The organism is Okeania sp., assembly GCF_035285525.1.
GTDB lineage: Bacteria > Cyanobacteriota > Cyanobacteriia > Cyanobacteriales > Microcoleaceae > Trichodesmium.
In genome coordinates, this window is the sequence record NZ_JAYKGW010000247.1 from 1 (window position 1) to 23,028 (window position 23,028).

At 32.0% G+C, this 23,028-nt stretch carries 18 protein-coding genes; 13 read left to right on the top strand and 5 right to left on the bottom strand.

Annotated elements, in window-relative coordinates; translation table 11 throughout:
• Positions 1-348: 348 nt before the first annotated feature.
• The 3 genes from VKJ25_RS23300 to VKJ25_RS23310 form a co-directional block, all read right to left on the bottom strand.
• A complete protein-coding gene (locus VKJ25_RS23300) occupies positions 349-690 on the bottom strand; it encodes a GNAT family N-acetyltransferase (RefSeq protein WP_324239038.1) in 342 nt (113 codons plus the stop codon).
• Between the two features lie 276 nt (positions 691-966).
• Positions 967-1,434 (bottom strand): TspO/MBR family protein, encoded by a 468-nt coding sequence (locus VKJ25_RS23305; protein WP_324239039.1) that lies wholly within the window; start codon positions 1,432-1,434, stop codon positions 967-969.
• Between the two features lie 511 nt (positions 1,435-1,945).
• Positions 1,946-2,557, bottom strand: coding sequence for a hypothetical protein (locus tag VKJ25_RS23310; RefSeq protein ID WP_324239040.1), 612 nt, complete (start codon positions 2,555-2,557; stop codon positions 1,946-1,948).
• Positions 2,558-3,457: 900 nt separating this feature from the next.
• On the opposite strand from VKJ25_RS23310, the gene VKJ25_RS23315 reads away from it, so the two are divergent.
• Positions 3,458-3,796 (top strand): FmdB family zinc ribbon protein, encoded by a 339-nt coding sequence (locus VKJ25_RS23315; protein WP_324239041.1) that lies wholly within the window; start codon positions 3,458-3,460, stop codon positions 3,794-3,796.
• Between the two features lie 347 nt (positions 3,797-4,143).
• On the opposite strand, the gene VKJ25_RS23320 is transcribed toward VKJ25_RS23315, so the two are convergent.
• Positions 4,144-4,527 carry a hypothetical protein gene (locus VKJ25_RS23320; RefSeq protein WP_324239042.1) on the bottom strand — a complete coding sequence of 128 codons (384 nt, stop codon included), beginning with the start codon at positions 4,525-4,527 and terminating at the stop codon, positions 4,144-4,146.
• Positions 4,528-5,222: 695 nt separating this feature from the next.
• Here VKJ25_RS23320 and hslO point away from each other — a divergent pair.
• From hslO to VKJ25_RS23340, 4 genes are all read left to right on the top strand, one after another.
• Positions 5,223-6,158, top strand: a complete 936-nt coding sequence (hslO, locus tag VKJ25_RS23325) for an Hsp33 family molecular chaperone HslO (protein ID WP_324239043.1) — start codon at positions 5,223-5,225, stop codon at positions 6,156-6,158.
• 318 nt (positions 6,159-6,476) lie between these two features.
• On the top strand, positions 6,477-8,627 hold the full coding sequence (locus tag VKJ25_RS23330; protein WP_324239044.1) for a hypothetical protein: 2,151 nt from the start codon (positions 6,477-6,479) through the stop codon (positions 8,625-8,627).
• Positions 8,628-9,296: 669 nt separating this feature from the next.
• Positions 9,297-9,989, top strand: a complete 693-nt coding sequence (locus VKJ25_RS23335; RefSeq protein ID WP_324239045.1) for an aldehyde oxygenase (deformylating) — start codon at positions 9,297-9,299, stop codon at positions 9,987-9,989.
• A 269-nt stretch (positions 9,990-10,258) separates the two neighbouring features.
• Positions 10,259-11,287, top strand: coding sequence for a long-chain acyl-[acyl-carrier-protein] reductase (locus VKJ25_RS23340; protein WP_324239046.1), 1,029 nt, complete (start codon positions 10,259-10,261; stop codon positions 11,285-11,287).
• Between the two features lie 422 nt (positions 11,288-11,709).
• Here the strand turns inward: VKJ25_RS23340 and VKJ25_RS23345 are convergent, their stop codons facing one another.
• The gene (locus VKJ25_RS23345; protein ID WP_324239047.1) at positions 11,710-13,008 is read right to left on the bottom strand and encodes a glutamate-5-semialdehyde dehydrogenase; all 1,299 of its coding nucleotides are present in this window, start codon (positions 13,006-13,008) and stop codon (positions 11,710-11,712) included.
• Positions 13,009-14,772: 1,764 nt separating this feature from the next.
• Between VKJ25_RS23345 and VKJ25_RS23350 the strand changes: the two genes are divergently transcribed.
• From VKJ25_RS23350 to VKJ25_RS23385, 8 genes are all read left to right on the top strand, one after another.
• A complete protein-coding gene (locus VKJ25_RS23350; RefSeq protein WP_324239048.1) occupies positions 14,773-16,407 on the top strand; it encodes a mechanosensitive ion channel family protein in 1,635 nt (544 codons plus the stop codon).
• Between the two features lie 318 nt (positions 16,408-16,725).
• Positions 16,726-17,244 (top strand): LptA/OstA family protein, encoded by a 519-nt coding sequence (locus VKJ25_RS23355; protein WP_324239049.1) that lies wholly within the window; start codon positions 16,726-16,728, stop codon positions 17,242-17,244.
• Between the two features lie 881 nt (positions 17,245-18,125).
• Positions 18,126-18,854, top strand: a complete 729-nt coding sequence (gene lptB, locus VKJ25_RS23360) for an LPS export ABC transporter ATP-binding protein (RefSeq protein ID WP_324239050.1) — start codon at positions 18,126-18,128, stop codon at positions 18,852-18,854.
• A 359-nt stretch (positions 18,855-19,213) separates the two neighbouring features.
• Positions 19,214-20,155, top strand: a complete 942-nt coding sequence (locus VKJ25_RS23365; RefSeq protein ID WP_324239051.1) for a Rossmann-fold NAD(P)-binding domain-containing protein — start codon at positions 19,214-19,216, stop codon at positions 20,153-20,155.
• A gap of 167 nt (positions 20,156-20,322) precedes the next feature.
• Positions 20,323-20,628, top strand: a complete 306-nt coding sequence (locus VKJ25_RS23370) for a class I SAM-dependent methyltransferase (RefSeq protein WP_324239052.1) — start codon at positions 20,323-20,325, stop codon at positions 20,626-20,628.
• Between the two features lie 438 nt (positions 20,629-21,066).
• Positions 21,067-21,324 (top strand): hypothetical protein, encoded by a 258-nt coding sequence (locus VKJ25_RS23375; protein ID WP_324239053.1) that lies wholly within the window; start codon positions 21,067-21,069, stop codon positions 21,322-21,324.
• Positions 21,296-22,021 (top strand): class I SAM-dependent DNA methyltransferase, encoded by a 726-nt coding sequence (locus VKJ25_RS23380; RefSeq protein ID WP_324239054.1) that lies wholly within the window; start codon positions 21,296-21,298, stop codon positions 22,019-22,021. Before VKJ25_RS23375 ends, VKJ25_RS23380 begins: the two co-directional genes overlap by 29 nt.
• Positions 22,022-22,330: 309 nt before the next feature.
• Positions 22,331-22,780, top strand: a complete 450-nt coding sequence (locus VKJ25_RS23385) for a dTDP-4-dehydrorhamnose 3,5-epimerase (RefSeq protein WP_324239055.1) — start codon at positions 22,331-22,333, stop codon at positions 22,778-22,780.
• The last annotated feature ends 248 nt before the right edge of the window (positions 22,781-23,028 follow it).

Sequence of the window (23,028 nt, forward strand, 5' to 3'; positions counted from 1 at the left end):
CCAAAGCTATGATAAATAACAAGTAAATTGTGACAATTATATAATCAATTATTTCCATCAAACTATTCCTCAATTAAATATATTAAAACTCAGTAATTAGTTGTTTTTTTATGTGCAAAAAAAAAGGTGTAAATAAATTATCATAATTATTAAAAAGCTGACAAAAATTATTATTTTTTGGTTCTTTTTTTAAACTGCTGTCAATGAAATTAATCGGTAATCTTGTAAAATTATAAAAATAGACCGATACATCTTTTTTATTGCCAAGAGATAAATTCCTATAATTAGCACTTTTTTACTATTAATTACTAACTTTTTTTTCATCAATAAAGTATCTATCCAAAATTTTTATTCTGAATAGAAACCCGATTCTCTAATTATCTCATATCCTCTATTGCTCATTTTAGCTGTCAATGAAGAAGTAACATAGATAAATTTATGTTTTTTATAGATAGCAATTTTTTCTAGAGTTTTCAATAATCTTGTACCAATACCTTGCCATGTAAATTTTGGAGAAACAAAAAGACTATTAATTACTGGTTGATAAATATGAATAGAGCTAAAACCAACAATGTTTTCATTATAAATTGCTAGAAAAACAACCTCCTTTTTGAATCTTAATAGTGCTTGTTCTCTGACTAAAGATTCTATCTGTAGTCGTTGATAATCTTGAACAGATAAAATTCTCAAACACTCTGTTTGTCAATCAATAATTTTTTCTTTTTCTTCAGTTTTAGCCAAACGAATTAAAATTTTCATTATGGTTTTCCACTTAGAATCTTTGTCAGTATTCACCTATTAGCTATCAGCAATAAGACTCTATGTTGAAATAAAAATTTTAAATGAATATAGACTTTATATCTGACTTTTGTAGCAAGATTTTTATACCTCAATTAACAAAGTTTTGATCCGTTACTAAAGCACTATTTTGATAACTGATAGCTGACACCATCAATATGACTAATTTTATGAATTAATACGACTCATTTCCCAAGTAGTATAAGTGCCAATAGGACTCCAAAATGTATAGGGTAATAATAAAATTCCTGCCCAAATATTAATTTTCCAAACAGTCAAAATTAACATCAAACTTAATACAAAACCAGTTCCTCCAATAATTGTTCCTACCTTCAGATTTTGTGTCCGAAACATGACAGGTGTATAAGCTATTGTCACTATTTCTAACAATAAATATAGTACCATTAATAACCAAGTTTTTTGAGTACCAGCTTCTTGCTCCCAAATAATATATGTAGACCAAGCACCACAGATAAAAATCGTTATCCAAATTAAGGGAATTAATCTTTCAAAAGTTAACCAATGAGGTCTTTGTAAACGCCTAAACCATTGAGCATCTTCAGAACGAATCAAGAATCCACTAATAAATGGTATTAAAAAAGTAATGCTGCCTATTATTATCCAAGATTTAATCATTTGTTTTAGAGAGTAGAGAATAAGGAATATAAAATTGTAAGCATTCTGCAAAAAATGCGGAATGTTTCGCAAACAGCTTTTGTCAAAAATCAAGCATTTAAAAGGTTAACTAACAACCAATTTCATGGATAATTTTTAATTCTCTTGAGAAACTAATTTCTTCTTTAGTTGGATAATAAGTTAATAACTCAAAGCTGATAGCTGATAGCTGAATGCTTACGAATTAGCTTTAACCAAACCTCTAATATTACCAAAAAAACTTGTCAAAAATCTGTAACCATTCAACTATTACCTGTCAGCTAACAGGAATAAAAAGCTTAATCTTAAGGAGGATATTTAAGCGAATAAAGAAAGTGAAAGCTGAATTTTTTATTAGATAAAATTGTTGATTTATCGGGAACCGTATCATCAAGCTTTTATCTCAAAGTAAAATAAATAGCTGACTACTAAATGCTGACTGCTAAATGCTTACAAAAATCTTCCATAAAAAAATCAGTAATCGACAAATAAATTAACCAAGTCGATGATTTTGTTCTAGTTCCATACTAGACTCATCCTCATTATCTTGAGGAACAAGAAAATTACTATTTTGAGACTGTAAAACAGCTTTAATTGTTTTCATAAAACGATTTGATGAAACTTTACCATTAAGTTTTTCACGCACTTTTACCTTCTTAACTAGATGTCGCATTACAGATAAATCTAATTCATCTATAAAATGGTCGGCAATTTTTTCTCCCATTAAATCAATTGCTTCTGAATACTGTTTTTTCAACATCTCTATTGCTGCATAAACTTCATCATTAACTTCTTCTGAAGTATCAATTACGCTATTAATATTATCTTGGAAATTTTGATTGTATTCGTGAGGAGATTGTTGTGGTCTAATTTGACGACGTTCTATAAAAGTTTGATAATCAATAATGCTCATCCCAAGATTATAAATATGGTGATGTACATGATCTATTAAATCAACTTCATCTGGATTATAATAACCTCTACTATTATCAATACCATGCAACTTTGCCCAACTTTTTAAGATTGTTTCATCCTGTAAGTTGTATCTTTCTAACATTTCAATAGTAGTTATATTGCTTTGTGGTGTTACTTTAAAATCGCTCATTAATCAATTCTCCATTAATATTATTTAAGACTATTTATTTTATAGCAACCTTAAATAGATTGTAATATTTTATGGTAGGGTTTTGGTTTCTCAACCCCTACAGTTTTTTTTGAAAAATAATTTTATATTGCTATATATATTTTATATTAGGTAAATTAACGTCAAAAATACTTTAAATTATAGGTAAGCATTCAGCAAGCTCTACCTAAATCTTAAGCAGGAGTTTTAAATGAATATACCCTTTAAAAATCAGCTTTTATAGTAAAATTAAATTTACCTCATTATTAATAAAGGTTCTCTTTCAAACTAAAATAAATAGCTAATAGCTGACTGTTGGATGCTTACAGTTAAACTCATTAAATATCTTTAGTCGATCTCAAAGGAAAACTAGAGAATATCTCATCTATTGTCTATGGTCAGCTATTGGTTTTATTTTGAGAAAAAGCTTGATGATACAGTTCCCGATAAATCAGGAATTTTGCTGACTACAAAATTCAGTTTTTTAACTCTATATTCGTTTAAATATCCTCCTGAAAACTCAAGTTTTTATTACTAATAGCTGTTGGCGCAGCATTCCCCAGATAAATGCTTACAAACTAATTTATTTAGATTATTCTAATTTTACCGAATAATTAATAACTAATAGTTAATAATTAATAATTAAAAGTTGATAGTCAACAATTATTTATTCATTCAATAATTCACCCCTGGAAGCCCCCCCTTTTAAGGTGATAAATCAAAAAAATTCATAATTAGTCAATCCCCTTCTTTGAAAAAGGGGTAATTATTAATTGTTCATTATTAATTGCTGAAAAATTGTCTAAAATATTGCTAGTATAACATAGCATCATCTATAATTAAATAATTACAAACTAACCTATTTTTGTCAAAGCTATAATTATGCCTATATACGATTATTTTTGTCCAACTAATAACCAAAAACTCGAAGTCTGGCACAGTATAAATGACAAGATATCAACTTGGGGTCAGCTATGTAAATTAGCGAAATGTGATACAGGCGACACTCCAGAAAATACTCCTGTTAAACGGATAATTAGCGCTCCTAGAATCATAGTAGAAACTGGAATTAGCGAGCTAAAAAGTCACGGATTTAGTAAATTAGTAAAACGGGATCAAGGAGTATATGAAAATTTAACAGCAACAGGTGATGAAAGTCGGATAGTCAATATCAACGACCATAGTACCTATCCAAATTTCAAAGAAAAATTAGGAGACTAAAATATTAAGATTGAAAATTTTTATCAGCCAAACAAGAAGAAAAATTTGATATAAATTAAGCTTATTTTTTGGAGCTTATCTTATCTATATTTTTCCCTCATAATGACTACTTAATAATAAAATTATTCTATTTTACCGAATAATTAAATAATTAAATAACTCACGCCTTGAAGGCTCCCCTTTAAATTTATTTAAAAGGGAAAAAATTTACTTTTTTCCTTTTATTCAATCCTCTTTCTTTTAGGGAGAGGTAATTATCAATTACCCATTATTGAATGATTTTTGCCAAATCTATAGTCACCCATCCGAAATATAATTGAATATTTTATCCCCTAAAACCTAATCACTTATTCTTTACCAGATACAAACTCTCGTAAACGAAGCAAACTAAAAGTTTGACCCAAATTTATTGGAAACATAGATATTCCTTCTAGACGAGATTGTACCCAACCATCTCCCCAATACCACTCGTGAAATCCATCAATACCTTGACTAAGTATAAACCTCAAACAATTTGGTCTTACTACATCAACATAATGCTTAATTTCTATCAGTCCCACCCAACTTTCAAACTTTACACCCTCAGATAATTGTTCTGGTAGACCTGGAGAAAAACGCTGAGGCCATAACCATATCTGTAACTGAGATGGACGTAGCAAACTATCTCTTATTGTCGCTTCGGCAGCTTCAATTTCAATCCTAAGATGGCTTTTTTGAAAAGTACCTAACATATCTAAATAACTAATAAAATATAGATGTAATTTTTAAATTTATTATTGTAAGCATTCAGCAGTCAGCTTTTAGCTATCAGATATTAATTGTGGAAAAAGTAAAACAACTCTTTAAATTGAGCAACAATAAAAAGTTACTGTCGAAGTTCCTTTCCCAAAGCTCAAAAACAATTATTCATTACTAATAGCTAAATGCTTGCAATAATAAGTAAGCATTTCCTGCGGAATCCTGTGCAAATAGCAATAATATCTTATCATTAAAAAGACAACTTTTAAAATGTTGTAGTCAGATTTAATTCTTGCTTAATAATATCCCCTAAGCAAAGTGTTTAAATAAAGCTTTTATCTCATACCAAAAATATAGTTAATTCCTGAGAGTTGAATCCTTACTTTTATATTACAGCAGTTTCCCCGCCTTAATTATAGGGTACAGTTGTTTCTCTTCTTTTCTATTCCCTATTCCCTGTTCCCTGTTCCCTGTCCCCTGTTCCCTCTCTCAACTAAGAAATTGACTTTGCATAATACTTATAAAACCAAACTAGAACATTACCAAAATTTAGCAATCCTAAATTAGTTGTGATAATTTTTCAGAACAATTTTCCCAAAATGGTAAACATCAAATTAATATATTAGCCACAAATTAAATTTTTATGATAAAAAAGAATCATCATTATTTAAGAAGCGTTAGGATTCCAATGGCAGATCAACTAATTAGAGCTACAGCAGCAGAAGGTGGCATTCGTGCTGTTGGTGTAATAACCACTCGCTTAACTGAAGAAGCAAGACAACGACACAAACTCTCTTGGGTGGCCTCTGCTGCTCTTGGCCGCACAATGGCAGCCGGATTATTATTAGCTTCTAGTATGAAAACCCCAGAATCAAGAGTTAACATTAGCATTCAGGGCAATGGTCCATTAGGAGCAGTTTTAGTTGATGCTGGCCTAGATGGAACTGTCAGAGGCTATGTAGAAAATCCTACAATTGAGCTATCACCAAATCAAGTTGGCAAATTAGATGTAGGAAAAGCAGTAGGAAACCAAGGCTATCTATACATAGTTAGAGATATTGGCTATGGCTACCCTTACTCCAGTACAGTAGAATTAGTATCTGGGGAAATTGGAGATGATATTACCCATTACTTAGTTACATCAGAACAAACACCATCAGCTCTAGTATTAGGAGTATTTGTAGATACAGAAGGCATACAAGCAGCAGGAGGACTTTTATTACAAGTTATGCCCAAAGCAGCTACAGACGAAGAATTAGTTCAAACATTAGAATCTCGTATAGCTTCTCTATCAGGTTTTACTCCCCTACTGCGTTCCGGCAAAACATTACCAGAAATTTTCCAACAGCTTTTGGGAGATATGGGCTTAAATATATTACCTGAACGTCAAATAGTCCGTTTTAACTGTAACTGCTCTTTTGAGAAAGTATTAGGAGCTTTAAAAATGTTTGGTATAGAGGAACTAAGAGATATGATTGAAAAAGACAAGGGTGCTGAAGCAACTTGCGAATTTTGTGCAGAAGTATATCAAGCTAGTCCAAAAGACCTGACACAACTTATTCAAGAATTACAACAACCTTTCACAGAAGTACCTGTTGGAAAATTACGCAAGTTATCTCATTAACAAACTTTCTGAAAAATAGAAAAATCAGGACTTACGCAGATGAACCCAGAAACCGGGTTTCTTCTAGACTTCTATTGCTCAAAACAACGATTTATTCCTAGAAACCGGGTTCCTCCTGTCTAAGTCCTAAAAATGTTATATATTCTAGATTTTATGACTCTAGAGTTGCATAATTACTAAAAATAGTGTATACCTAGAGACCGCATATAACTAAATTAACTTGAATTAAGAACAAATCTTATTTGTAGGCTGAATAAACCCGGAAGTAATAAGAGTTTAATATATTATTGATTGCTTGCTGCTCAGGATAAAGCATATATGATGAATGAAAAGCACAGAATAATAGGCCATAGCCGGATGATGCGTCAGATCAAGCCAATAGACCAAAATCAATGGCAATTACCTGAACGTCGGAAAAACCGCCAACAAAGACTGCAAGAACTTAGAGCAAATAGCAGTCAGAAAAAAATATACAAATCTCCTACAAAATATTCTAGTCAACAAAAACATTCAGTTTCTCAAATCAAAAAAACTGATTCCCAAATCAAAAAAACTGAGCCAAAAAGACTACAATATCTGGCAACTATTAATAGGTTGTTTTGGATAGCTCTATTGGTAATAGTTCCTGCTGCCTCAGGTATAACAGCTATCTCAGTATTATTAAGGTTACCCTCTCAGTCAGATTGTGACTTAACTTACTGGCAAACTGCATCTGCTAGTAAACGTCTTTATTGTGCCCAGTCGTTGGCTAGTTCATCAAATGTAGAAAATTTAGTTCAAGCAATTAATTTGGTAGACGTTTTGTCAGATGACCATCCCATGCGTCCACAAGTAAATGCTCATATTGAAGAATGGTCGAAAAAAATATTGTCCCTCGGAGATTTAGCTTTTCAAGATGGAAAGCTAGAAGAAGCAATTAGTGTAGCTCGAAAAGTCCCCCAGAAAGCGCCAGCTTACCCACTTGTACAAAAACAGATTCAAGACTGGCAAAAAACTTGGAATCAAGGTGAAGAAAATTATAAGCAGACTCAAGAACATTTGCGTAAAGAAGAATGGTATCTAGCTTCCCTCGCAGCTTCTCGTTTACTCACAGTGTCAAATGTTCATTGGGGGACAACAAAATATCAGCAACTAACTAACGAGATTAAAAGAACTCGGCAAGAAAGTAGCAAGTTAAACGAAGCACGAAATATTGCTAAACGGGGTGGGCTAAATAATTTGACTGAGGCGATTAAAAAAGCTCAAGAAGTTGAACAAAACAGTTATCTCTATCTCGCAGCTCAAAAGTTGATTGTTAATTTGAGCGAACAATTAATAGATATAGCTACAAGAGAATTAAATATAGGAAATTGGCAAGAGGCGCTTGAGATAATTCGCATAGTTCCCCAAAATACTGCCTTAAAGGAAAAAATAGAAGATATAGAAATATTAGCTCGTGCCCATTCTCCAGCTAACTTAGGTACAATAGCAGGACTCGAAGATGCTATTGTTCAAGTTCAAAAAGTTAAATCTGGACGGCCATTGTATGGGAAGGCTCAAAAATTAATTAGTCAGTGGCAAGAAGAAGTAGCAGATATTCTGATTATTGAAGAAGGAAAGAAACTAGCTCTGGGGAATCGAGTTAGTGGTTTAAAAGCAGCGATCGCTAAACTACAAAGTATTCCTCTCAATAACCGTCGGGGACAAGAAGCTGTTACTTTGATAGGAGCTTGGAGTCAACAACTACAGCAAACAGAAGATCGGCCGTTCTTGGATAAAGCTGAGAAATTAGCCAGCTTTGGTGATACAACTTCTTTACAAGCAGCAATTGATGAAGCCAATCAAATTGGTAGAGATAGAGCTCTTTATCAGGAAGCTCAAGAGAAAATTAATAAATGGACACAAAGACTGCAAATTTTTCAATATCAACCAATCTTCAATGATGCACAACTTTTAGCATCTTCAGGTAATATAGAGGCGGCAATTCTCAAGGCTAGAGAAATTAAGCCAGGTACAGTCCTCTATGAGCAAGCCAGAGCCAAAATTCAGGACTGGCAATCTCAAGAGGAGGCCAAAATTAATTTGGACAATGCTCGACAAGCTGCAGGAGCAGCAACGGTAGATGGTTATATGACGGCTATTAGTTTAGCACAGCAAGTACCAGCTTCCAGCTCTAAGCAATTGGAGGCTTCCCAATTAATTAATCAGTGGAGTCAACAAATATTGTCCATCGCTATGGATGTGGTTAATCAAGATGTACCACAAGCAATTGAGATTGCTAGGAAAATTCCCAGAAATAGTATTGCTTATAATTCAGCCCAGAATCAAATTAGTATTTGGCAAAGTTGGCTCTATCCTCCTCAATCTGTAGATACCCAAATTCTACCTTCGGATCAATCTCAGGAGGAGTTGATAGAAGAAAATTTCAATGTCACAGATGAGAGAAGCAAACCTTTGTTATCTAAACCAAAATTTGCCGATAATAACTAGAGTTAAGGATTCAAATCAGCAATCTAGAAAAGTTGTTTTTGTAACGGGGATTTTGAGCAACTCCCCAAAAACATTCCGCCTGAAAGGTATGATTTTATACAGAAGCTGATTATTTAATATATTACTTTCATAATTTTATAAACTAAGCTGTAGCATTTAGTATCCCAATAATGGATAATTAATAATGAAAACTATCTCTAATTATTAATTAGGGCTGGCTGATTAAATATAAAAGTATTTATAGATAAAGGTTGTAGGGTTTTTAGGTGTTGAAAAAATACCAGATTTTTGCCTGGGAAGAACGATCTAATGAGTATTTGGGTAAGATAATACCCAAGTCAAGGGATAATTTTTCCTTTGTATGTCTTGTACAACTCCTTATTCCTCTTGACTCCCTAAGGACTACTCCCTACTTTTGTTTGATAATCTAAAAAAGGTAAACAAATTGCTATATAATAGCTTAGATGGAATTACCCAAACCTAAAATCAAATAAATTTATAGAAATGGAGGTTGGTACATAAGTTGGACTTTAATTAAAAAAAAAAGATAAATTCTAGCCATGCTAACCAATTATCCCAAATTAACTATAAGCTAAATTAAGTTAAAATTAATCAAATATTTTTCTTTGTCCTTCTAAATCTATTTTATAATCAGGAGATAACCAACGTATGCTACAAGTTGAAGAAAAAACTATAATCTTTGAAACTGAAAGTTACAAAGATGCCTACAGTCGAATCAATGCAATTGTGATTGAAGGGGAACAAGAAGCTTATGAAAACTATATTCAATTAGCCGAAATGTTACCGGATCAAAAAGATAGGTTAATTGAACTATCAAAAATGGAAAATCGTCATAAAAAAGGCTTTCAAGCTTGCGGTCGGAATCTTAGTGTGACACCTGATATGGAGTTTGCCAAAAATTTCTTTGAGCCACTACATCATAACTTTGAAACAGCAGCAACTACAGGGAATGTGGTGACTTGTCTGTTAATTCAATCTCTAATTATTGAATGTTTTGCGATCGCAGCATACAATATCTACATTCCAGTTGCTGACCCCTTTGCTCGGAAAGTTACTGAAGGTGTGGTCAAAGATGAATATAGTCACCTCAATTTTGGCGAAGAATGGCTAACAGAACATTTTGAAGATGCCAAAGAAGAACTACAAAAAGCAAATCGTCAAAATTTACCTATAGTATGGAAAATGCTCAATCAGGTAGAAAAAGATGCTAAAACCCTGGGCATGGAAAAAGAAGCATTAATTGAAGATTTTATGATTGCTTATGGTGAAGCTTTGAATAATATTGGCTTTACTACTGGAGAAATTATGCGGATGTCAGCTTATGGTCTGGTTGCTGCATAGTTAATTTCAATTAATAATGTGGGAATTAGGATAGGAACAAAAGGCATACCATTTAACAAAAAAAAATTTTATAGTAAAAATGATACTTGCCAATTTTATAGCAGAAGAGAGAAGGCAGAGGGCAGAAAGAAAAACCTTTATTTTTCAGGTTTTAGGCTTTTGATGTTTCTTGACCTTGGCTGCGACTGTTATACAATAATTTACAAATTCTACCCTAATTTCCATATACAATCAACAAACTTATTAATAATCAAAACTTAAAAATTTTAATGTTTGGTCTAATTGGTCATCTAACTAGCTTAGAACACGCCCAGTCCGTAGCCAGAGATTTAGGATATCCAGAATATGCAGATCAAGGTCTTGACTTTTGGTGTAGCGCTCCACCTCAAATAGTAGATACAATCAAAGTAACAAGTATCACGGGTCAGAAAATTGAAGGTAAATATGTAGAATCTTGTTTTCTACCAGAAATGCTAGCTTCCAGTAGGATTAAAGCGGCTACTCGTAAAATAATGAATGCTATGGCTCATGCTCAGAAGCATGGTATTGATATAACTGCTTTGGGTGGGTTTTCATCAATTATTTTTGAAAATTTTAATTTGCAGAAAAGTAAGCAAATTCGTAATATTACCTTAGAATTTAAACGTTTTACTACTGGCAATACTCACACAGCTTATATTATCTGTCAGCAAGTAGAACAAGGGGCAGAAAAGTTAGGAATTGATTTATCAAAAGCAAAGGTGGCGGTATGTGGAGCAACTGGTGATATCGGCAGTGCGGTATGTCGTTGGTTGAATGGTAAGACAGATGTAGCAGAATTATTATTGATAGCTCGTAAGCAAGAACCACTAAAAAATTTGCAAGAGGAATTAGGTCGAGGTACAATTTTGGAGTTAGATGCAGCTTTACCTCTAGCTGATATTATTGTTTGGGTCGCTAGTATGCCTAAGGGTGTCGAAATTGATTCAAATTTGTTAAAGAAACCGTGTTTATTGATTGATGGTGGTTATCCTAAAAATATGGCCACTAAGGTTCAGCAAGAAGGAATTTATGTTCTCAATGGTGGAATTGTAGAACATTCTCTGGATATTGACTGGAAAATCATGAAAATTGTCAATATGGAGATTCCAGGTCGTCAGTTATTTGCTTGTTTTGCCGAGTCGATGCTATTGGAATTTGAAAAGTTATATACTAATTTTTCTTGGGGACGTAATTTAATTACTGTGGAGAAAATGGAGTTAATTGGAAAGTTATCTGTTAAGCATGGATTTAAGCCTTTAACGTTTTCCAAGATGTAGGTTCTGAGGAAAATTCCTCTGATCAACCAGTTTTTAGATAATTTGTAAATATATATATAATAATCTAGGTTAATTGAATTTATTTATCAAGAGTTATTTTTAAATTTATAGACTATAGCAGGACTTACGCAAAAAAAAACCGATTTCTATGATAAATTACTGTTATGAACAGAAGACATCGACGCTCGTACCGGGTTTATAGGTTTCCTGTGCGTAATTCCTGTATAGTTTATTTAAAGTAAAGTTACAGACCTTCAAACTTCTTGAGGGCGGGATCATGTCCCCTGGTAGTGTATTTGCCAAAGTTAAGATGATATTATATAGCAATCGAAGCAAAAGTTAGGATATTTATATCCTGTTTGCGGATAATTTCCCCTGCTATACGACGAAAAACCTTTTGATATTCTACTATTCCCTATTCCCTAGCATAAATCTCGGTGAGTAAATAGTTTGGCATTTTCACCAGAATAAGTAGCAGCAATATGGCCGTCCCCAAAAATTTGATATTTATAAGTGACTAATCCTTCTAAGCCTACTGGGCCTCTGGGTGGCATTTTTTGGGTACTAATTCCTACTTCAGCACCAAAACCATAACGGAAGCCATCAGAAAATCTAGTTGAGCAGTTATGGAATACTCCGGCTGCATCTATTTGAGCGAGGAATATCTCTGCGGTTTTACTATCCTCAGTTATAATAGCATCTGTATGTCGGGAGCCATAAGTATTGATATGAGCGATCGCTTCTTCTAGACTATTGACTATTTTAATAGATAAAATTAAATCGCTATATTCTGTTGCCCAGTCTGTATCTGTTGCTACTTTAATTGAAGGCAATATATGCTTAGTTGCTGTATCACCGCGTAATTCAACCTGGCTTTTTTCTAGTTTGGGGAGAATTTCTGGGAGAAATTTGGTAGCAATATCAGTATGTACTAACAAGGTTTCAGCAGCATTACAAGCAGCGGGATATTGAGTTTTAGCATCAGTAGTAATTTTTACTGCTTTGGGAATATCTGCAAATTTATCTACATATATATGACAAATTCCTTCTGCATGGCCGAGAACTGGAATTTGGGTATTTTCTTGGACAAATTTTACAAAAGAATTAGAACCCCTGGGGATGATTAGATCAATATATTCATCTAATTTTAGTAACTCCATAGTTTCTTCGCGGGTGGTTAATAATTGAACTGTATCAGGATTGACAGAAGTTTTGGATAAACCGTGCCTTATTGCTGTTACTAATTCTTGGCATGAATTAATTGCTTCTTTACCTCCTTTAAGAATAACGCCATTTCCTGACTTTATAGCCAAAGCTGAAATTTGAATAACAGCATCTGGACGAGCTTCAAAAACCACGCCCACAACTCCCAGGGGACAAGTGATACGTTTGAGAGTTAATCCTGTATCCAGTTCCCGATGTATTTGGACTGTACCTACAGGATCGGGAAGAGTGGCAACATTGCGCAAACCAGCGATCGCCCCTTTTAGTTTATTTTCATCCATTTTCAATCTATTATACAGGGGTTTGGCAATTCCATCAGTTTCAGCTATTCGGCAGTCAAGTTGGTTGGCGGTAATAATTTTTGGTGTTGTTTTTTCTAATGCTTGAGCAACTGCTTCAATAGCTTCATTTTTGGCTTTTGTAGATAAAATTGCTGATTTTTGTGCTGCTTGACGGGTAGTTTTTGCTATTTCAATCAAAGAAATTTCTGTAATCATTTTATTTTAGAAAAAATTTCATAAGTTATTTTTTCATTTTATCATTTTTTGTAATTATTATATTAGGAAATAGGAAACAGTTAGGAAAAACATTTGCTAGTCTGATATTTATCATTTTATGTCTTTGTTAGCTACATTAATAAACTTTTCAAAATTAATCGTTGAAGTTATATAGTAATCCTATTTTATTTGTCTGTAAAAATATTACCGCTTTTAGGGAATGGGGAATAGGCAAAAGTTTCCGTTTTTTTTTATTTACTGTTTAATTTGTAATTTTTCACAACTTATTTAGGATTGTTATCTATATTGCAACATAGAATAGAATAGTTTTTCATTAATAGATAATTACCTCTGGTTAAAACCGAGAAGATTGAATATAAGGAAATCTTCTTTTTTTATCCTGAAAATTTTATTTTGAAAAGGAGAGATTTAATACCTTTATTTTTCCGGGAAAAAGTTGTAAGAGTTTGGTATCTAAACTCAAGCAAAAACAGGATTTAGGTAAGCATTCACCATTCAGTCTTTAGCTATCAGAAGAGTGCTTTTAGTTTTTAATAAAAGTTTGATTATACGGTTCTCAATAAATCAGAAATTATATTTTACTATAAAAGCTAGTTTTCAAGTCTATATTCGTTTAAATTTTTCCTCAAGCTTGAGTTTTTTTTATTAGCTGAATAGCTGAAGCTAATAGCTGTTTGCGCAGCATTCCGCAGGAAATGCTTACAGATTTATCGACCAAAATTCTAGGATAGGATATTGCATATTTCTAGTATTTCGATGACAAAATATATTGTCTGATAACTGAAATAATCTTTGATTTTGTCTACTTACTTATTTCATTAACTAATTAGGTATTGGTGATTAAATATCAAAGTATTGATAGATAAAGTTGGTAGAATTTTTATAGCTAAAAAAGTTCTTTTTAGCTATTGTAGTCTGAAAATAGTAAAAATTTTACTCTGATTATCAGAAAATTTAGCTGTAGCAGATACTCTAAACTTTTCCTGGTTTTCTCTTCTCTTATTTCCCTAGTATAATTTTTCAGTAAATCCTAATTAAATATCAAAGTATTGATAGATAAAGTAATATCTCTAAAAAAGTTCCTTTTAGCTATTGTAGTCTGAAAATAGTAAAAATTTTACTCTGATTATCAGAAAATTTCTCTGTAGCAGATACTCTAAACTTTTTCCTATTCTATTGCTTCATTAGCAGATTTATGCAGCAAAACTGAATTAAATAATATCTGGATAATAAATGATAATTTTACTGAATAATTAATGATTAAATAATTTAGGTTAAAAGCATTCTCTTTGAAGAGTAAAAAAATAATTTTTTCTTTTATTTAAAGCAGTCAGCTCTCAGCTTCTGAGGCAAATATATAATTTCCAGCCATATATTACATGGGTTGAAAACTCAGATATATAGTTTAAAAGTAGAAATTAAAAGAGTACTACTTCATTCATTTTTATTGCGCTTGAGCTGAATGCTTACCTCTCTTTTTTAGGGAGAAGTAATTATCCGTAAGCATTTCTTGTGGAATGCTGCCCATAAATTCTTTATTACTCACACACTAAAATTTCTTTCCGGATATTTATAATTATGGATAGAAATGAATCAGTAGACTAATTTTATATTTAATAATTTATGCAATTTTTTAAATTTATTTCATTAAAATTCCTACTGATTAAGAAAAAATATTTTTACAAGTTTGGTAAGAACTCAAAAATTATAACTGTAATAATCTTCAGCTTATTAATCTTTATTTTGATTATTAACAAAGCCAACTTAGCATTAAGTGAAACTTCCCCAAAATTACCAAATAATAAGATTGAAAATATTACTCAAGTTAACTCATTAACACCTATTACAAATATAGTTTATAAACCAATCAAAATAGACGGCAGAGAAATATTCAAAGTTGCTGCCATAGCAGGAGAAGAAATTCAAGGAAACAGTAATACATCTCCCCTGAATATTCGAGTCAGACTATATGAAAATAATCTGAGACAAACTATTAAAAATTGCTTCGATCCAGATACTTTAAAATTAACTCTTGAAGTCCGAGAAAATCAGACTTTAGTATTTGCCTCTGATGCAGAAGAAGTAAAAAATCAAGAATTAATTGCTATTACAGACTTAGATGCTCAAATTCATGGAATATCTAGAGAAGATTTAGCTAATCAAATTATTGGTTTTATGAGAGACGCTTTAATTAGAGCCCAGAGAGAAAGACAACCAGACTATTTATTCAGACAAATTTTAATTTCTATAGGGATAATATTAGCTTTAATTTTATTGAGTTATATCATCTCAATTTTACAAAAAAAATCATGGCAAAAATATCAAAAAATTCAAAAATCAATAGATAGTTTAAAATTGTCTTATCCACAAATAGATGAATTGATAAATTATCAACAATTAACTACATCTAAACCAAACATAACTCTCGGACAAAAACAACAGTTGATTTGGGAACAAAGCCAAGATATAAATACTTTTTTCAGAAGTTTATTACAAGTAATTTACATGATTTTCTGGCTGTGTGGTATTGGTTGGATTTTCGGAAATTTTCCTTATAGTCGTTGGCTACAAATATTCTTACTTTCTCATAGCATAGCATTAATTATAATCATTGTTACTTACTTGATAATTCAAGGAACTCCGGTGATAATTAACTGGTTTGCTATTAATAGTTTCAAGAGAATAGAAACAGAAATTTCTGTCGAGAGAAGAGTATCACAAGCAATTACTTTTTCTCATACATTACCAGGAATTGTCATGTTTAAAATAGCTGGTTTAGGCGTATTTTTGTTATTTCAAAACTTAAATATTTCCCTAATTATTATATTAGTCGGTTTAGGGGTTATTAGTTTGACACTTTCTCTAGGCGATCGCAACTTAATTCAAGACATAATTAGTGGCATTTTAATCTTACTAGAAGATCAATATGCAATCGGCGATATTATTAATTTAGATAATACTATTGGCTATGTAGAAGACATGAATTTTCGGGTGACACAATTGCGTGACTCTGGAGGACGTTTAACCACTATTCCTCATAGTAATATTTCTATAGTACATAATTTGACTAAAAATTGGGCAAGTATTGATTTAAGAATAAAAGTTAATTTAGATACTAATTTAAGTTTAGGATTAAAATTAATTAAACAAGTTACTAATGACTTGATAAGTGATAGAAATTGGGGAGATAAAATTCTCCACCATGCTAGTATTTTAGCTGTAAATAATGTTTCTCAAACCGAAGTCGAAATTGCCATTAGATTAAAAACTATACCAAGAAAACAATGGAATGTAGCTCGTGAATTTTGCTACAGATTAAAGCAAAATTTTGAAAGAGAAAATATGCCAATTAATGCTACAATCTCTTCCAAATTATAAAAATCAAGTAACCATTCATCTATTAGCTATTATCTATTAATTATGAGTTATTAAATTATCCTGGTTGCAAAGAAAATTAATCTCCCAAAAGTCAAATATAAATAAAAAGATTATCAGCTACTTTTAATTATTTCTGTAGGTTGGCTCCCCTATTAGCTAACTGCTGACTACTAATAGCTAAATGCTGACAAAGTTAAAGCAAATATTTAGGGAAAACTGGCGGCTAAATCCCAATATTTGGTAGAATAATTAGGGTTTATGGTCTAAATATTGGACCACTTAATAATTCTGCACCTAATTAAATTAAACTAATTAAAAATGATACTTAAACACAAAATATCAAAATCACTGATATTAAAAGGATTATTCTTAATATTACCTCTGGCTATAATAAATTCTATTACAAATCCTACAACTGCTCAAATTAATCCTAGCCAACCCCCAAAAAATCAAAATTCTACGAGTGTTAGTCTGACTGTTCGTTCCGATATTCAAGAAGCTGATGCTCGAACAGGAGTTGTCACAGCTCGTGGTAATGTCCAAATTAACTATCCTGCTCGTAAAATTCAAGCCACCGCAGCTCAAGCTCAATATTTTAGCCGAGAAAGAAGAATAGTTCTTAGTGGAGATGTATTTATTCTACAGGATGGTAATACTATTCGGGGAGAAACTATCACATATTTGATAGATGAAGGTCGTTTTATTGCTTTACCTCAAGTGCAGGGACAGGTAGAATCTATATATGTAGTTCCTGCAGGTCAAGGACCAAATGGAGAAAATCCTCTGGCAGCACCATTTAATCCCAAGCCAGCTTTTAAAACTCCAATGAGTAGATAATTGAAATATAATTTTTGTCAGATATACTAGGCTTTTTTATTGCTATTCCTAATTTTATATTTCTGATTCCTAGATTTGCTTAAAACTTAGAATGTTGTATGAAACTAAACAAATAGAGTGGGGATATTGATACATAACTTTTAGCTGTTATGATAATAAATTAGATTTAGAATGGTTAATTATAAAAGGTGCTTTTCATATTTGTAAAAATACTTTGGGAAATTTTTATCTGTTTTTACAAATCACTTGATACTGGCTAATTACCAATGGATAATTGATAATTTGAATTTGCTAAATAAGTTTTTTTAGTAAGGAGAGGAGTCAGAATAAATGGGAATAATCAAGAAGCAGGGCGAATAATTTTTCCTGGATTTTTCTAACCTTATCGAAAGAAAAATTAAGGTATCAAGGCTCTCCATTCATGAAGAAAGCCAGAAAAAAATTCTTTTTAGGCAATCCTCTGCTTTATAAGAAGAGGTAATTATTAATTATTAATTATTAATTATTCATTATTAATTATTGAAATGCCCCTGCCCAAAATCCTATATTTTTCAACCTAAGTCATCTAAAAGCCTGCACTTTTTCACACTTAAAAAGGCTAAATACTGTATATATAAATACTTTTATATTTAATTAGCAAGTCCTAATTAGATTAGAGATATTTTTCATTATCCATTATTTATAATTAATTATTTACTTCCTTCTCGGCACAAGATTTTAATCAGTAAATCATTGCAGCATATAATTTATAGCCAAATTTGGCTAAGTAATTTTATACCGAAAAGAGAATATTATTAATTATTAATTATTAATTATTAATTATTTATTATCCATTATCCATTATCCATTATCCATTATCCATTATTAATGTTCCCTTCTCTATGAAAATTATTCTGGAAAATATTCATAAATATTATAAAAAGCGTGCTGTAGTAAGTCGAGTTAATATATGTATTGAACAAGGAGAAATTGTTGGTTTACTCGGTCCGAATGGAGCAGGTAAAACCACCACATTTTATATCGCTACAGGTTTAGAAAAACCTTCCCTTGGCAGTGTATTTTTAAATGAATTAAATATAACAACTTTACCAATACATAAAAGAGCAAAACTTGGTATTGGTTATTTAGCCCAAGAACCTAGTATTTTCCGTAATCTAAGTGTAAAAGACAATATTCTCCTAGTTTTAGAACAAACAAAAGTACCTCGCCGTGAGTGGAAAAGACGCTTAGAATTTTTATTACATGAATTTCGTTTAGAAAAAGTAGCTTCTACTTTAGGTTCTCAAGTTTCAGGGGGAGAACGTAGACGAACAGAACTAGCTAGAGCTTTAGCATCTAACCGAGATGGACTAAAATTTTTATTCTTAGATGAACCATTTGCAGGAGTAGATCCAATAGCTGTGGCTGAGATTCAGAATATAGTAGCTAAATTAGCAGAACAAGAAATGGGTATTCTAATTACAGATCATAATGTGAGAGAAACTTTAGCAATTACAGATAGAGCTTATATTATGCGAGATGGGCAAATTTTAGCATCTGGAACCGCAGAAGAACTTTACAATAATCCCTTAGTACGTCAATATTATTTAGGTGATAAGTTTCAGTTTTGAGGTATTACTATCTAATCAAAGTAGTTCTCAAGCTTTTAGCATTATTTATTAGGGTTTGCTGATTAATTATGAAACCTTTTAGAAGCAGAGATTTTAGCCTGTTCAGGTACTAATAAAGCACCAACTTTTAGGCAGCAATGGTACGGTTCCCGAAAAATCAAAAATGAACGTATTTTGGCCAAAATAGGGGAAGAAAATCAAGAGACGATTCTGATGACTACCTCTTCTATAATTCTCATTCCTCCTGGATTCACCGATTCACCGATTCTGGCTTCTACCCCTACCAAAAAACTTTCCATACGCAAGCCCTAATTAGAGATTAAAGATAAAAGCTTTTACAGATAAAGGGAGAATATAAAATGAAAATTGGTTACATTAAACCCAGTTTCCCTAACGAAAAAAGAGTCGGTTTATTACCGCAACATTTATCCTGCTGTAGTCCAGAAGATGAACGTAGATTTGAAAAAGGCTATGGGGAAAGTTTAGATATTCCTGACACAGCTTATGGAGAAGGTGCTGGTTATTCTCGCGAAAGTCTATTTGCTTGGGCAGATGTAATTTACTGCATTAAAGTTCCCCAACCCCAAGATTATCAATACTTTAGAGAGAATCAAGCCCTTGTGGGTTGGATTCATCCCTTTGGTGCATCAGGAAGACACTTTCGGGAATACTGTGCTGAAACGAAAAATCTGCGACTATTTGATATTACCAATGAAATGTCTATTCGTATTACTCAGGGAAAAACAGAAATTTTGAATATTCCCAGAGATTGTTTAAAAGAAAATAACATATTTGCAGGTTACGCCTCAATGATGCAAGCTATTATGTTGCGAGGTGGGATTACTCAGAATGATCGAGTAGCAGTATTTGGCTCAGGAAATGTGGCTTATGGGGTTTTGAAATATTTGGTGAGTAAAGGAATTGAACCTATATTGCGTCGTCGGAGTAATGTCAATATAATGCGACAAGAATTTAAAGATTATGATATTTTTATCAATACAGTGGAAATTGCTCAAGGAGATGCACCGATTGTTACTTTGGAAATGCTCGATTCCATGAAATCTACAGGTTGGATTATTGATGCAGCAGCAGATACTGGCAGAGCAATCGAAGGTACTCGTGCAACTAAAATAGGAGATCCTATCTATCAAGACGATCAAAGTCATACTTTTTATGTGGTTGACAATTCTCCTTCTCTGCTGTATAGGGAAAGCAGTGCAGGAATTAGCGAAGGTTATGCCAAACATTTTTGGAGCAGACCTATGAGTTATTGGTACAGTGATTCCTGTATTGCTGCTTAACTAAAAATGCTGGTTTTACTAGAATAATTACAGAAATGGGAACAGACGCAGGAGCAAAGTTTTTATCTAAAAAACATGGTTATATTCATACTCCAACTGTAGAAAAGTTTAATAGATGGACTAAAGAATTAAATTAATTTGAATAAAAAACTGAAGGATAGTTATCAATGGAAACTACTAACAATTATGACTTATATTCTAAATATTATGATGAAGTCTCGCACAAAAGATATGACTATCCAGCAATTGCAAGGACTATAGCTACTTTCATTGGCCAAAGAAAGACAGTGTTAGAGATAGGAGTTGCTACAGGTTCTGTCGTTCAAGAACTTCTTCATATCAATCCACAACAATATGAGATTTGGGGAATAGATAATAACGCACTTTTAATAGAGCAAGAAAAAGCTAAACTTGGATCGGAAGATCGAGTTCATTTTTATGTACAAGATATTCTAGATTTTAATTTGGAGTAAGACTTTGAATTTATATATTCAAGAGGTGGAGCTTTCTTGTTTATGATCCGAAAGAAAATATTTTTGCTAGCCATCTTTTAAGTAGAGAGGATAATCTGAGAGCTTTAAAACGTATTGCAAAACACCTCCAAGAATCAGGCTTATTTGTCTTGAGTCTTGTTAATTTTAAAGTATATATAAACACTGAACTTGAGAATGGAGTTATTTATTATCCAAAAGCCGAACGGAAAACAGTAAATGGACAAGAATATTTAGATATTAATATATCCTTTGATAAAAATGGTGAAATAGTCGATATGCAAAATCTCAAACTTTTTTTGATGGATTATGATTCTAGTTAAGAAATGTTTGCTGAAGCAGGATTTTAATTTCTTAATATCTCTCCTGACGGTGGATATTATATGTATACAAAAAAATAAAATTAAAGCCAATGTTTAGATGATTAATAATCAAATGCTTTCTCAAGATAGACCATCTATTCCACCGTATAATTATCAACCTACTCCCTATCTTGGTATTTCAAAACAACAAGTAATTCAATTAAGAAAACAACATATAAATCCAGTTGTTTCTACCTACTATCAACAACCAATTATGATTGTAGAAGGTTTGAGGCAATATATTTTTGATGAAACAGGTAAACGTTATTTAGAGGATTTTGCAGGAAATGAACGATCAATATCAAGGACTGGCTAAATTTTACGATCAGTTGGTCCAAAAATCTAGAAACTATGATGAAATGACTACTGAACTTGCTAGAATTATAGGGGAAGCTAGAGATTTATTGGAGATCGGAATAGGCACTGGTTTAGTAGCAGAAAATTTACTGCAAATTAAACCTGCTTACAAAATAACTGGAATTGACATCAGCGAACCTTTATTGGAAGAAGCTCAAAAGAGACTAGGACAAAAAGTTGATTTATATTCTCAAAGTGTTTCTGAATTAAATATTGGTAAAAAATTCGATGTTGCTTATTCTCGTGGGGGTGCTTGGACGTTTGTTAATTATGGATCGGAAACAATACTCGCTAGTCATATTTTCAGTTCTACAGATATACAGAAAAGCTTTGATGGTGTTGCTCAACATCTTCAAGCAGGAGGTCGACTAATAATTGGTTTTTCTAATTTCTATACAAATACTTATACAAATAAAGTAATAGAATTGGATGATTGTATTGTTCATAAAAAGATTTCTACTACTGAATTAAGTGAACATGAACGTTACGCTATTTTTGATTATCACTTTTATCAAAATGACGAGTTAGTAACACAACAAACACTAAAATTTAGATTACTCAGTCATCAAACCTGTACGATGATGCTAGAAAAAGCAGGGTTTGTAGAAAAAGATATCAACCCAGGAAAATATTATACCTACTTAAAAGCTACTTAAAAATTTCAGCACAATATTTTCAGAATGACTAACAAAATACTTATCTTAGTGCGTCCCTTTAATAGAACAAGCAAAAGCTAAACTTGGATCGGAAAATCGAGTTCATCTTTTGAGAAAAATGGTGAAATAGTCGATCGGCAAAATCTCAAACTTTTTCTGATGGATTATGATTCTAGTCAAGAAATGTTTGCTGAAGCAGGATTTTAATTTCTTAATACATCTCCTGATGGATAATATTATATGTATACAAAAAAATCAAGTTAAAACCAATATTTCGATAGTCCTGATTAATTCAAAAGGTAAATTAAAATGGTAAAGATACCTAGTATAGAAATTTTACAACTTAATTCAAAAACTGTACCCGAGGGAATTTCTTACTACACTAGCCTTAATTGTAGCGAAACTATGGTGGCTACATATCCACCAAAAACTAGGGAAAATTTATATGTTCATCGCAATCAAACAGATTATATTCAAGTAGTTCGTGGTAAGTTTATTTGGATAATTTTGTCCAAAGGCAAATATCAATATATTCCTTTGAGCGAAAAAGATTCCTTTGTTGTTAAAGTACCACCGAAAATTCCTCATGGTGCTATCAATCCCTATGACGAAACTTGTGTTATGGTAAATGCGATTGTCCGACACAAGCCTTTGACACCGAAGGAGTACCGACCGATTATCCCTCCGTCTCCCTACGACATCGAAAAAGCATTGTCTAGTGAGATACCAATAGAAAAAATATGTTCATTAAACCTGTAGGATGATGCTAGAAAAAGCACGGTTTATAGAAAAAGATATCAACCCAGGGAAATATTATATCTACTTAAAAATTTCAGCACAATATTTTCAGAATGACTAACAAAATACTTAGACAAGATAGACCATCTATTCCACCCTATAATTATCAACCTACTCCATATATTGGTATTTCAAAACAACAAGTAATTGAATTAAGAAAACAACATATAAATCCAGTTGTTTCTACCTACTATCAACAACCAATTATG

What these genes read in the sequence shown, in the direction of transcription:
- VKJ25_RS23305 (WP_324239039.1), bottom strand. Translation starts at nt 1,434, where the DNA reads ATGATTAAATCTTGGATAATAATAGGCAGCATTACTTTTTTAATACCA.
- VKJ25_RS23310 (WP_324239040.1), bottom strand. Translation starts at nt 2,557, where the DNA reads ATGAGCGATTTTAAAGTAACACCACAAAGCAATATAACTACTATTGAA.
- VKJ25_RS23315 (WP_324239041.1), top strand. Translation starts at nt 3,458, where the DNA reads ATGCCTATATACGATTATTTTTGTCCAACTAATAACCAAAAACTCGAA.
- VKJ25_RS23320 (WP_324239042.1), bottom strand. Translation starts at nt 4,527, where the DNA reads ATGTTAGGTACTTTTCAAAAAAGCCATCTTAGGATTGAAATTGAAGCT.
- hslO (WP_324239043.1), top strand. Translation starts at nt 5,223, where the DNA reads ATGGCAGATCAACTAATTAGAGCTACAGCAGCAGAAGGTGGCATTCGT.
- VKJ25_RS23330 (WP_324239044.1), top strand. Translation starts at nt 6,477, where the DNA reads ATGATGAATGAAAAGCACAGAATAATAGGCCATAGCCGGATGATGCGT.
- VKJ25_RS23335 (WP_324239045.1), top strand. Translation starts at nt 9,297, where the DNA reads ATGCTACAAGTTGAAGAAAAAACTATAATCTTTGAAACTGAAAGTTAC.
- VKJ25_RS23340 (WP_324239046.1), top strand. Translation starts at nt 10,259, where the DNA reads ATGTTTGGTCTAATTGGTCATCTAACTAGCTTAGAACACGCCCAGTCC.
- VKJ25_RS23345 (WP_324239047.1), bottom strand. Translation starts at nt 13,008, where the DNA reads ATGATTACAGAAATTTCTTTGATTGAAATAGCAAAAACTACCCGTCAA.
- VKJ25_RS23355 (WP_324239049.1), top strand. Translation starts at nt 16,726, where the DNA reads ATGATACTTAAACACAAAATATCAAAATCACTGATATTAAAAGGATTA.
- lptB (WP_324239050.1), top strand. Translation starts at nt 18,126, where the DNA reads ATGAAAATTATTCTGGAAAATATTCATAAATATTATAAAAAGCGTGCT.
- VKJ25_RS23365 (WP_324239051.1), top strand. Translation starts at nt 19,214, where the DNA reads ATGAAAATTGGTTACATTAAACCCAGTTTCCCTAACGAAAAAAGAGTC.
- VKJ25_RS23370 (WP_324239052.1), top strand. Translation starts at nt 20,323, where the DNA reads ATGGAAACTACTAACAATTATGACTTATATTCTAAATATTATGATGAA.
- VKJ25_RS23375 (WP_324239053.1), top strand. Translation starts at nt 21,067, where the DNA reads ATGATTAATAATCAAATGCTTTCTCAAGATAGACCATCTATTCCACCG.
- VKJ25_RS23380 (WP_324239054.1), top strand. Translation starts at nt 21,296, where the DNA reads ATGAACGATCAATATCAAGGACTGGCTAAATTTTACGATCAGTTGGTC.
- VKJ25_RS23385 (WP_324239055.1), top strand. Translation starts at nt 22,331, where the DNA reads ATGGTAAAGATACCTAGTATAGAAATTTTACAACTTAATTCAAAAACT.